Origin of the sequence: Arthrobacter sp. NA-172, assembly GCF_043952055.1 — a bacterium.
Classification (GTDB): domain Bacteria; phylum Actinomycetota; class Actinomycetes; order Actinomycetales; family Micrococcaceae; genus Arthrobacter.
The window spans coordinates 1,883,445-1,895,411 of record NZ_JBINOT010000001.1; the positions used below are offsets into that span (position 1 = coordinate 1,883,445).

General features: G+C 61.6%; 9 protein-coding genes and 1 pseudogene. 7 read left to right on the forward strand and 3 right to left on the reverse strand.

What is annotated here, in order from left to right; genetic code table 11:
• Positions 1–31 precede the first annotated feature (31 nt).
• On the forward strand, positions 32–988 hold the full coding sequence (locus tag ACF0H6_RS09325; protein WP_395249348.1) for a carbohydrate ABC transporter permease: 957 nt from the start codon (positions 32–34) through the stop codon (positions 986–988).
• Positions 989–999: 11 nt separating this feature from the next.
• Positions 1,000–1,923: a carbohydrate ABC transporter permease gene (locus ACF0H6_RS09330; RefSeq protein WP_395249349.1), complete on the forward strand. Its 924-nt coding sequence runs from the start codon at positions 1,000–1,002 to the stop codon at positions 1,921–1,923.
• A gap of 427 nt (positions 1,924–2,350) precedes the next feature.
• On the opposite strand, the gene ACF0H6_RS09335 is transcribed toward ACF0H6_RS09330, so the two are convergent.
• The 3 genes and pseudogenes from ACF0H6_RS09335 to ACF0H6_RS09345 form a co-directional block, all read right to left on the reverse strand.
• Positions 2,351–3,679 (reverse strand): SIR2 family protein, encoded by a 1,329-nt coding sequence (locus tag ACF0H6_RS09335; RefSeq protein WP_395249350.1) that lies wholly within the window; start codon positions 3,677–3,679, stop codon positions 2,351–2,353.
• 1,252 nt (positions 3,680–4,931) lie between these two features.
• Positions 4,932–6,317, reverse strand: a complete 1,386-nt coding sequence (locus tag ACF0H6_RS09340; protein WP_395249351.1) for a formimidoylglutamate deiminase — start codon at positions 6,315–6,317, stop codon at positions 4,932–4,934.
• Positions 6,314–7,514 (reverse strand): annotated as a pseudogene (locus tag ACF0H6_RS09345) (allantoate amidohydrolase). Before ACF0H6_RS09345 ends, ACF0H6_RS09340 begins: the two are co-directional and overlap by 4 nt.
• A 201-nt stretch (positions 7,515–7,715) precedes the next feature.
• Here ACF0H6_RS09345 and ACF0H6_RS09350 point away from each other — a divergent pair.
• The 5 genes from ACF0H6_RS09350 (at position 7,716) to ACF0H6_RS09370 (ending at position 11,957) form a co-directional block, all read left to right on the forward strand.
• Entirely contained in the window at positions 7,716–8,447 is a 732-nt protein-coding gene (locus ACF0H6_RS09350; RefSeq protein ID WP_395249352.1) for an IclR family transcriptional regulator, read from the forward strand.
• Complete coding sequence (locus ACF0H6_RS09355; RefSeq protein ID WP_395249353.1) at positions 8,444–9,550, forward strand: ABC transporter ATP-binding protein; 1,107 nt, start codon at positions 8,444–8,446, stop codon at positions 9,548–9,550. Before ACF0H6_RS09350 ends, ACF0H6_RS09355 begins: the two co-directional genes overlap by 4 nt.
• A complete protein-coding gene (locus tag ACF0H6_RS09360; protein ID WP_395249354.1) occupies positions 9,547–10,197 on the forward strand; it encodes an ABC transporter permease in 651 nt (216 codons plus the stop codon). The genes ACF0H6_RS09355 and ACF0H6_RS09360 overlap by 4 nt, the downstream gene beginning before the upstream one ends.
• A gap of 285 nt (positions 10,198–10,482) precedes the next feature.
• Positions 10,483–10,923 (forward strand): ABC transporter permease, encoded by a 441-nt coding sequence (locus ACF0H6_RS09365; protein ID WP_395249355.1) that lies wholly within the window; start codon positions 10,483–10,485, stop codon positions 10,921–10,923.
• 116 nt (positions 10,924–11,039) lie between these two features.
• A complete protein-coding gene (locus ACF0H6_RS09370) occupies positions 11,040–11,957 on the forward strand; it encodes an ABC transporter substrate-binding protein (RefSeq protein WP_395249356.1) in 918 nt (305 codons plus the stop codon).
• Positions 11,958–11,967 lie beyond the last annotated feature (10 nt).

Here is an 11,967-nt window from a genome sequence, read left to right on the forward strand (position 1 = left end):
GCGGCAAGAGTTCCGAGAGGAAACCGAAAGAATGTTCATCGAGACCGCCGGGCCAGCAGCGGGCATTGCTCCTGCCGGCCCGGCCGGGCGCCCGGCTAACCGACGCCCCAAGCGCCGCGCCCTGAGCCCCTACCTTTACATCCTGCCCGCCGTCGTCCTGCTGCTCGTCTGGACGTACTGGCCGCTGGGCCAGACGGTCAACCTGTCCTTCCAGGACTGGAACCTGATCCCCACCAGGCCCAAGCAGTACGTTGACGTGCAGAAGTACGCGAAGGTCCTGAGCCTGCCCGAACTGCACCAGGCCCTCATCAACACCGGCTTGTACATCCTGGCGTTCCTGGCCATTTCCGTTGCGCTGCCGCTCGTATTCGCGCTGCTCTCCCGCAAGGTCCAAGGCAAGGCCCGCACCGCCTACCAGGCACTTATTTTCGTCCCCTTCCTCATTACTCCCGTGGCCAGCAGCGCCATCTGGCGGTGGCTCTTCGCCCCCGATGGCGGCACGATTCCCGCGATCGCCGCTGCCCTTGGCGCCCCGATGGGTGACGTTTTCCGTGATCCCGACGGATCGATGATCGCGGTGATCGTGATCGTCGGTTGGCAGATGCTGGGCTTCGGAGTGCTGGTGGTTTCCGCCGGGCTGGCCGGCATCAGCCCCGACTACGCAGCAGCCGCATCGATCGACGGCGCCAGCGGCAGGCAGATCACCTGGCGGATCATCATTCCGCTGCTGTCGCCAAGCCTGGTTTTCCTTTCGCTCATGACCATCCTTTTGTCTGCGCAGTGGACATATCCCATCATCGACCTCGTGACGCAGGGCGGCCCGGGGAACTCGTCGACCAACATCTACTACCTCCTGTACCAATTCGGCTTCAGGAATTTCGACGCCGGCCTGTCTTCCGCTGCGGGAACGCTCTTTTTCCTCGGATTCGGGCTGATCGCCCTGGTCTTCGTGGAACTCTCCGAACGACTTAGCTTCTACGACAACTAGAAAGAACCACCATGGCCTTCATCACCATCGCCCCGCCGGCCCAGCCTGGTTCCTTGGATGCTTCGACAGCCCTGACGGCAAGGAAAACTCCGACGACGGCGCCGCTCGCCAAGCCAGGGCGCGTGCGCTTTGCGTTTTTGCGGACTGCGCCCAGCCACGTTTTGCTGATTGCCCTCGCGGTCATCTCGATCTTCCCCATCTACTGGATGTTCGTCACGGCGTTCCGACCGCCGTCGGACGCTTTGTCCATCAACCCGCTGCCGGGGCCCCTGAGCCTGGAAAACTTCCAGTACGTCCTCAAGACCATCCCGATCGCAGGCATGCTGGGGAATACCTTCGGCATGGCGCTGACATTGGCGGCGTCCCAGTTGCTCGTGGCTATCTTGGCTTCTTACGGTTTCGCGCGTTGGGATTTTGCCGGGAAGAAGGCCCTGTACCTGCTGTTCGTGGGGTCTTGGCTGGTGCCCTTCCAGGTCACCATGATTCCCAACTACCTGCTGGTCTCCCAGATGGGGCTACTGAACACCATCACCGGCGTGGTGCTCCCCCAACTGTGCTCGGCCTTCGCCGTCATGATGCTCCGTCAGCACCTCGAAGCCTTCCCGAAGGACCTCCTGGACGCCAGCCAGATGGACGGCCGTTCCTCGTGGAGGACGCTCTGGGAGGTGGTGGTTCCGAACCTGCGGCCAGCGCTGGCAGCCCTGGGAATCATGCTCTTCATCAGCGCCTGGAACGAATACCTGTGGCCTTCGCTGATCATGCAGAAGTCCGACGCCCTCATTCAGGTAGGCATCCGAGGCTTCCTTGGCGCAGAGGGCAACAACTGGGGCGCCATCATGGCAGCGTCCTCGCTCGCATGCCTGCCGATCTTCCTGATCTACATCTTCCTGCAGCGCTATGTGGTGGATGCGTTCGTCCGATCCGGGTTGAAATAGCCGCTTATACGCAGTCAATGCATGATGCCCAGATGTCCCTTCGTAAACAGGGCACCTTATCCGTAATGAGCCCCCTTCAGGCCAATCTTCGAGACCACCAACCGCGATCCTTGGAGGTCTGATGGCAAAGGCAGTCGGTCACGATGACTATGCACGCACGCCGACGACGAAGCGGTGCACCATCCCATCGCGAGGTGTAGTCTGTGGAGAAACCGAAGGAAGGACAAATCTGTGCAAATTAATCGCGCGTTCACGCGTGGCAGTAAGTCTTTGGCTGAGCGTGATCGCGAGCGTCTAATCTCGCAGGCCACAAAAGAAGCTTCGCAGATCAATCAAGAAGAGCATCGAAATGGCGCGCGAATATTCTTGCGGGACATCAACAAGATCCAACAGAATTCGAGCACCAAAAAATAGGCGCTTGAGCAGGCTATTCTCTAATTGAGAGTATTCTTCGGCCTCCTGCAATTAAAAAATATATGAGCTCCTGAAGATGTCCATCGCTCGCTTGATAAAGCATGCCAGTTTCTTTATCGCCCGAACCGGCGAGTGTAATAACGCCGACGGGCACTCCCCCACCAAGCATCAGATTGGGGTGAACCTGAACATATATTGGCACGGACAGAAATGACTTCCAACGGGAGGACTCAGACGAAAGGTTCAGTCCCGCGATGTGATTGCGAGTGGGCTTCCCCGCCATGAGCGCCCGCACCGATGAATTGGCGGAATTATGTACTATTAGCTCCGTACGAAGGAAGCCCCGCTCCACTATGGGCCCGACGCTATTCGCCCAGAGAGTAACGCTCCGTCTTTCCAGATCGACATCGCGGCGTACCCACAATTCCAGCCGAAATGATTCATCAGATTTTCCATTCCGCAGGAACTTTGGGGCAGCCGCAAGTACATCGCGAAGCGTGTCAAAATCTGACTGAGTATGGTCTGGCGGCAACCTTTTCTGCCACTGCGGCCACCAGTAGTTAAGGCGCTGACCGTAACGAACTCCTGTTTTCTTTGCGCGATAGCTTCCTACTTTTGCCCCGAGAGCACGGTGCACGAGACAGATTGAAGTCTCTTCGGGAAATTGGGCTATTTGTCCATAGTTCAACGGGTGGAGCATCCGAATACCAAGATGCTGACTGCGTTTGTCTAGGAGATCAACAGCCGGCGCAGCATCGCGGGCCGAGAGCGTTTCAAGATCATCCGGCAAGGTTTGAAGCGCGACACGCAGCCTGGATGGGTGCTTCGTCAAAGCGAGCGCCTTCACCAGAGGCGGATCGGTCAAGCTGGAGCCTATGATCAACACCCTTGTCTCCGGAAGACAAAAAGACGCCGTCAGTTCCGCGAGGACGGGTTCGAGCGAGCAGGCGTAGTCCGACTCAGTGAGAACCACCAAGCCGTCAGCCCGCCCGTCTTTGGACACTCGCCCGTGGAGATAGACGATTTCTATCGCCTCTCCGGTCGGCGGGGCTTCTTCCACGACTTCCTCGGTGACATTTGGAGCGCACACTGTTCTCCAACGGAGGCCTGGCCAGTTGGGAGTTGGAATTCCATCGCTAGTCTCGGCTCTAAGCCTCTTTATGAGGTCATGGAAAGCGTTCTCAATATGAGTATCATAGTTCGTTGTTAGGATCTTAACCGGCCGTCCGCTCATGGCAGCGTAGACAGCGAGTTGGGCAATATTTCCAGTAATTAGCCCCCTGTTCCACTGATCTTCGCGATACAGAATCTGAGATAGCTTATCACCAAGAAAACCTTGCAACTTGTCATCGTCCAGAGAATTGTCATGTTTGAAGGCTTTCGATCACGATCGACGCAAATTGGTCGGGTGTAATTCCATCAGAGGAGTACATTCTCTCCAAAGCAACCTGACGTCGAATCGCTCGCGGGGTTTTGCGAGAGCGACCATCGGACAGAATGAGTTCTGCCACCAGTTTTTTCCAACCGAGACCGGTATTTCCAATTGTGACGCCAGCTCCACAGAATAAAGTCAAGGACTTCCCGGAGACTAAGTCCTCAATAGACTCCTGAGTTTCGGGCCGGCTGAAAAATGGCATCTTTAGATCAGTCACTTAATCGGCCGGTCCTTCGTATTATCGATAGTCCCCACGCAAGTTGAATCGCATTTGCGTTAGAACGGTTATCGCCTTCCCTCTGGTTATCGGAGAGAAACAATGGCCGCCTTACTGGGCCCATGACTTTTACCAGTGAGGCAAAATCAGTCCATCGGAACAGAACCATGCAGGCGCCCTTAGGCGGCGAACCCTTTAACCACACATTGCGTATCCTAACTGTTAAATGTTCCATAAGAACAGGTGTTGAGTTGAAGAGTGCCAGAGGAATTTGGCAAAGGAACGGAGAGAGCGGCCGTCATGGCGACGGAGCGCTTCGAAATGACGCCTCATGACGCATAGGACATCGCATAGCTTCGTGGCCGGTCCCCCGGGAACGTGGACGTGCGAAGCCGGTCGTTTTCCCGATGCCTATAGGGAAGAGGTTGAGAAAAGGGTCACGGTACCAGTGCTTCCACCACCCCTCGACCGCACCCACAATTCGGTGATCGGTTTGGGATGAATCACATCTGGACGGGTGACGGACGACATCTGGGGGCTGAACCTAGCTCCCCCGTCTGGCTCGCCGACACATTCATCGAATCCGTCGCGTTGCCCCCACCGCGCTGAAATTAAGTCCTTGCGACCATGCCGCACGCACGCTTGTTCGACAGCCCGGCGTCGCGCTCGCCGTTGTCGTACTTCCGTTTGGCCGTGAGCGCGCCCCCACAGGGAGCGGCGCATCTCTCGCGGCCCGTACGGTGAACGCATGGCGCTGGCATGCCTATGCGTGGGACATCAACCAGGCTCTGGGCATCAGGCATGACAGCGGCGCCGTGCAGGCAACCCGGGCGCCTTACAACGATGCGAGCGATGTCGCCCGGCTGCTCGGCGGGGTTGCTGTGCCGGCGCCCACGGACGAACCCGCGGGCGAGCCCCGAGCTTGGCCCCCGGCCCCGGAAACTAGGAGAACTCCCTCAGCGCCTCGGTGAGCAAGCTTCCCGGGTTCCCGAGCCGTACATGGACTCCACCTGAAGCCACCAGTTCGCCTGCAATCACGACGTCGGTGACGTCGGCCGCGGTCGCGCTGAACGCGAACTGCTGTGGCATGGAACCGGCGGTCCGCACGGAATCCGGTGCCACCGCCATCAGATCGCACGCCGCGCCGACCCCCAAAGCGGCCGGCATGACCGGGGTAGTCATGGATCTCGCAGCGCCCGTGGTGGCTGCGTCGAGCAGTTCCTGCGGCGAGAACCGGCCGCGCTGACCGGAACCGAGGCGTTCTCCGTGTTCCAAGGCGCGCATTTCGACCCACGGGTCGATCAGCGCGTGTTGGTCCGTGCCCAGCGCGATGGTGGCGCCGGCGTCGGACAATGCGCGGGCCGGGCCGATCCCATCGGCGAGATCGGCTTCGGTGCTTGGACACATCACCACGGTGACACCTGCTTCCCCAAGATGCTGGATGTCCTCGGCAGTCAGGTGCGTGGCGTGGACGGCCGAGAGCCGCGCGGACAACAACCCATGCCGGTCAAGCAAGCCCGTGGGAGTGACGCCATATGCCTGGAGGCAAGCCTCGTTCTCAGCCGGTTGTTCGCTGAGGTGGATGTGGAGCGGGATGTCAGAAGGGAGTTGCCGTGCGACTGTCTTGAGGGCCTCCTCAGGAACGCCACGGACGGAGTGCAGTGCGGCTCCCACGCCAACCAGTTCCGGCGGAAAGCTGCGCGCTACCTCTGCCCGCAAGGATGCGAGCCGGTCCAACCAGGCTTGCGCGTCGGCGTCGCCGAACCGCACCTGTTCCGGGCTGAGCGGCGTCCCGATGCCTCCTGCAAGGTACAAGGTGTCCAGCAAGGTCAGGCGAATTCCAGCGGCCAGGGCTGCTCTGGCCAGTGCCAGTTCCATCGCGTGCGGCTCAGCGTACGGCGTTCCTTCCGGCTGGTGGTGGACGTAATGGAACTCGGCCACGCTGCTGAAGCCGGACACCACCATCTCTGTGAAGACGGCGGTGGCGAGCTTCTCGTATTTCTCCGGTGTGAGCTCCGCGGCGCTTCGGTACATCTGCTCCCGCCATACCCAGAAGTCGCCGCGCCCGTCGTGTGTCCGTCCGCGGAGGATCCTATGGAACGCATGCGAATGCGCGTTGGCTGCGGCCGGGAAGACAACGCCCTTCAGGATCTGATCTCCCGGTTGCGCTTGGACACCAGCGGTGATGTTGGAGATCCCGCCATCCTGGACGTCCAACCGCACTCCGGAGGCCGCCGTCGAGCCGCCCGCGCCCGAACTGCCTGCACCAGCACCGCCTGCGACAGCACCGCCGTCGATGAGCGCCGCCTCGCACCAGAACGCGCTCACAAGAGTCCCTCCAGAACGTCGGCGAGGGCAACGGCGCCGGCCGAGGCGTCCTCGTCAGCGACGTATTCCTCCGGGGAGTGCGAGATTCCACTGGGGTTGCGGACGAAAAGCATCGCCGAGGGGACATGTCCAGCCAGAACCCCGGCGTCGTGGCCCGCGCCGGTTGCCAGCACGGGCGCTCCCGGGAGGAGGTCCTCGATGCGTTGGCTCAGGCCCGCGTCGAAATGCACGGTGTCGCTGTAGGACTCCTCGGTGAGAGTCACACTACAACCCTCAACGGCCGCGATTTCCTGGGCCGCCCGGTAGATCGATTCGATCAGTTGTGCCGTCACGGCGTCGTCAGGGTGGCGGGCGTCAAGCCACAAATCCACGCGCGACGCAATCACATTGGTGCCACCCGGAACCGGCGTCAAGCGGCCTACCGTGGCGCGGGCATCGCGCTGCTTCGCCGCGGTGTCGCGGACCGCGACGACGATCTGTGCTGCGGCGACCATCGGATCCGCGCGGTCGGCCATGAGTGTGGTGCCGGCGTGGTTGCCTTGGCCGCTGACGCTCAACTTCCAGCGGCCGTGGCCCAGGATCGAGCTTCCGACGGCGATGGCCGGGCCGCCCTGGCCCAGTCCCTTGCCTTGTTCCACATGCAGTTCAACGAAGTCGCCGATTCGCGCAAGGGCCCCGTGATCGGGACCGACGTGCCGCGGATCCAATCCGTTGCCGCGCGCGACGTCAGCGAAAGTGTTGCCGTCGGCGTCGCGCAGGTTCAGCGCCTTGTGGACGTCGATCGCGCCGGTCAGCAGCCGCGAGCCCAGGCAAGCCACGCCAAAGCGGGATCCTTCCTCTTCAGGGAAAACCGTGATGCCCAAGGAACGGGACGGGGTCAGTCCCCGCGTCTGAAGGATGTCGACGGCGGCGAGCGCCGACGCGACGCCGAGCGGGCCGTCGAATGCCCCTCCGCCCGGGACCGAATCGAGGTGGCTACCGGTGACAAGCGCGCCGGTCCTGGGGCTTTCCCCACCATGCCCAGATGATGCCGTTGCGGTCGGTCTCAACACCGAGGCCTCGCTGTTGGGCTTGCTCGATGAACCAGTGCCTGAGGTCGAGCTCCGGAGTCGAGTAGACGGCCCTGGAGTATCCTCCGCGCACCGCATCACGGCCCACATCCTTGATTGAGTCAAGGAGCTGATTGACGGTTTCCACGTGTTCCTCCGATGTATGAAGACTGCCACCAAGTAAAAACCAGATACCACTCCATGACAAGACCTTGGGCCTAGATCCGCAACAATTAACAGGCACGAAACAGGGCCGATACGCCTTGGCGTCATGGAATGTCTCAAATCCCGGAATCTCAGGTAATTTCACGAAAGCTATTGCCATTCGATGAAAGTTGATTTTTACTAAGTGGCAAGACATGGTGATTCAGACCACTTGAAAGCAGGTCAGTCAGTGGCAGCAGACTCTTCCACCCGGACGGTCGAAAGGGCGTTGGCCCTCCTGAGCGCGGTCTGCACCGATGGCTCCATCAGCCTGAGCGACGCCGCTCGCGTTGTCGACTTGTCGGCCAGCACCGCGCTCCGCCTCCTCCGCACCTTGGAAGGCAGCGGATTCGTGACACGGGATCCGGGCGGCAACTTCCGTCCCGGTGCCAGCGTCATTCAACTGGGAGCCCTCGCGTTGGGACAGGAATCCCTCGTATCGCTCTGCACGCCGCACATGAAACGGTTGGTGGCGGAGACAGGCGAGTCCTGCTATCTGAGCATTCCCGGTCCTGGGGAAACCGGAATCTACATTGCCATCGTCGAAGGCACACGCTCCGTAAGGCACACCAGCTGGGTCGGCAGGAGCATTCCGCTGGAAGGATCCGCCGCTGGCACGGTCCTGACAGGCGGGCAGAACGGCCGCGGCTACGCCATCGTGCGGAGCGGCGTGGAAGACGACATCACGGCCGTCGCCGCACCCATTGTGATCGGTGGCCGGACCGTTGGAGCACTCAGCATCGTCGTACCCAGCTACCGCTTGGACGAAGCGAAGGCCCAGACATTTGGCGAGGAACTGGTGAGGGTGGCGGACAACATCCTCATTGAACCCGCCGGAAACCATGAAATGCCCCAGGAAAGCATGGAAGAAAAATGATCAAGTTTGAAAATGTCACCAAGGCGTACCCGGACGGGACCGTCGCCGTCGACGGCCTGAACCTAGAGGCACCCACCGGCAAGCTGACCATCCTGGTTGGCCCGTCCGGTTGTGGCAAGACCACCTCTCTGAGGATGATCAACCGCCTCATTGAGCCCACCAGCGGCACCATATATCTCGATGACCAGCCGACGTCGGGCATGGACGCAGCGTTGCTGCGCCGCCGGATCGGCTACGTCATCCAACACGCCGGACTCTTCCCGCACCGCACCATCGTGGACAACGTGTCCACTATGCCCTTGCTGCTTGGCGAGAGCCGGCAAAAGGCCCGTATGAAGGCCCTCGAGCTCATGGAACGCGTAGGGCTTCCGGCGAGCTTCGCCAAGCGCTACCCGTGGCAGTTGTCCGGTGGACAGCAGCAGCGCGTAGGCGTGGCCCGCGCCCTGGCATCGGACCCGGCCTTCATGCTCATGGACGAACCCTTCAGCGCCGTTGACCCCGTGGTCCGCGCGCAGCTCCAGGACGAGTTCCTCCGGCTGCAGCGCGAGATCGGCAAGACCATCATCATGGTCACCCACGACATCGACGAAGCCCTCAAGCTCGGTGACGAGGTTGCTGTCATGCGGGTCGGCGGACATCTCGCCCAGATGGCCACGCCGTCGGAGCTCCTGACCTCCCCTGCGGACGAATTCGTAGCCGACTTCGTGGGCCGCGACCGCGGTTACCGCTCCCTCGGCTTCACCAACGCGGCCGGCACAGTAGCTGTTACTGAGGAATCCGTGGTCACGCTCGGCGCCTCCGGCGCTGAAACCCGTGCAAAGGCCTCGGGTGCCTGGGTCCTGGTGGTTGACGGGAACCGGAAGCCGCTCGGCTGGGCGCAACCGGACCTCATCGATGGCGAGCTCAAGCGGGAGCACCTGAACCTCAGCGGCACCTCCGCATCGTCGTCCGGGACTATGCGCCAGTTGCTCGATGCCGCTCTCTCCTCACCCAGCCGCCGCGGCGTCGTCGTCAACGAACACGGCGAGCTTATCGGCACGGTGACGGCCACCGAGGTCATCAAAGCCATCGAGGCCGAACCCCACCTGGAGACGGCGCGATGAATTTTGAATGGCTAGGCCGTCAGTCCGACAACATCGTCTTCCTCCTCGGCTGGCACGTCCTGCTCGCGGTCACTCCCCTGATCCTGGGCCTTCTGATCGCACTGCCCCTTGGCTGGTGGGCGCATCGCAGCCGCCGGATCTATCCCCTTCTAGTGGGCATCGCGGGACTCCTTTACACTGTCCCGTCCCTGGCACTGTTCGTCCTGTTGCCGCTGGTCCTCGGCACCAAAATCCTGGACCCGCTCAATATCGTGGCAGCCCTGACCGTCTACACCGTGGCGCTGCTGGTACGCGTGGTCGCTGATGCCTTGGATTCCGTTCCCGAAGACACCGTCCAAGCTGCCAAGGCCATGGGATACCGCGGGTACCAAAGCCTCGTCAAAGTCGAGCTTCCCGTGGGCGTGCCGGTCATCAGCGCAGGCCTACGCGTCGCTGCGGTCTCCAACGTGAGCCTCGTTTCCGTGGCCGCCTTGCTGGGCATCCCGCAGCTCGGCTCGCTCTTCACCCAGGGTTTCCAGCTCCGATTCTTCACCCCGATCATCGCCGGCATCATCCTTTGCGTGGTCCTGGCCATGGTCCTCGACGGACTGATCATCCTCCTCAACCGGTGGCTGACACCGTGGACCCCCAAGGTGGTGGCATCGTAATGAACTACTTGTTCAACCCCGCACACTGGGCCGGCGCCGACGGGATCCCCACACTGATCGGGGAGCACCTGCTCTACTCCCTCATCGCCCTCGTAGTCGCAGCCATCATCGCAGTTCCCCTCGGCATCTACATCGGGGTCACCGGCAAGGGCGTCTTCATGATCGCCGGCCTGGCCAACGCGCTCCGCGCCCTCCCCAGCGTTGGTCTGCTGATCCTGCTGGTCCTGCTGATATCGCCTGCTTTCCCGTCCAAAATGGGTTACATCCTGCCCAGCCTCATCGTCCATGGTGCTCCTCGCGGTCCCGCCCATCCTGACCAACACCTACGCCGGAGTCCGCGCTGTGGATGCTGCCGCCGTCGACGCCGCCAAGGGCATGGGCTTCCGCACCATGAAGATCCTCACGGACATCCAGCTTCCCTGCTCGCTCCCGCTCATGCTGTCCGGCGTCCGCAGCGCACTGCTGCAGATCATCTCGACGGCGACCATCGCCGCCTACATCTCGCTCGGCGGACTCGGACGGCTCCTCATCGACGGCAAAGCCCAAAACGATTACGGCCAAATGGTTGCCGGCGCCGTGCTCGTGGCGTTGCTGGCCTTGTTTTTCGACCAATTGCTCGCCTTCATCACCCGCAGGGTCGTCTCACCCGGACTGACCCGGCGCACGGTCAAGTCGACCGTTACGGCCGATACGGTCGAGACCGTGAAAACCCCCGCCACGGTCTAAGCAACTCCCCCGCTTCATCGCCGTCGAGCGCCCTGCCCGACGGCGGCAACACCGTTCAATCCACCCCCACCCGGCCACCGCATGCCCTGCGACGGCCCTCCCCAGAGAGAATTGACATGAAAAAGTACTTGACCGGTTTCGCCCTGGCGGCAGCGGCCGCCATCACCCTGAGCGCCTGTGGCGGCGGGGATCCCATGAGTGCCTCCAACAACAACTCCCAGGCCGCCGGATCCACGGACAGCATCATCGTGGGCTCCGCCGATTTCCCTGAGAGCCAACTGATCGCCAAGATCTATGCCGAGGCTCTGAAGACCAAGGGCGTCCAGGTCACTGAGAAGCCCAGTATCGGCAGCCGCGAAGTCACCCTCCCGGCCCTCAAAGACGGCTCGATCGACCTCATGCCCGAGTACGGCGGGGCCCTTCTGCAGTACTTCGACGCCGCCACCAAGGCATCCTCGCCTGATGACGTCACCAAGGAACTCACCGCGAAGATCCCTGCCGGTCTTGGCCTGCTCACGGCTTCCAACGCCCAAGACAAGGACGTCCTGGCGGTCAAGAAGGAGACAGCCGACAAATACAACCTCAAGTCCATCAACGATCTGCAGCCCGTTGCCAAGGACCTCGTCCTGGGCGGGCCGCCGGAGTGGAAAACCCGCGTCAACGGCGTTGCCGGCCTGAAGTCCGTCTACAGCCTCGACTTCAAGGAATTCTCAGCGCTCGACGCCGGCGGTCCGCTGACGCTGAACGCGCTCCTTTCCGGTCAGGTACAGGTGGCCGACCTCTTCAGCACCGACCCCGCCCTGAAGGACAACAACCTGGTTGCCCTCGAAGACAGCAAGAACCTGTTCCTGTCCGAGAACATCGTCCCCATCATCAACCAGAAGAAGTCCACGGACACCGTCAAGAACGTCCTGAACAAGGTTTCTGCGGCGCTGACCACCGATGACCTGATCCAGATGAACGGCCGCGTCGCCAAGTTCGAGGACATGGGACAGATCGCCAAGGACTGGCTCAAGTCCAAGAACCTGTCCTAGTTCGAGCAAC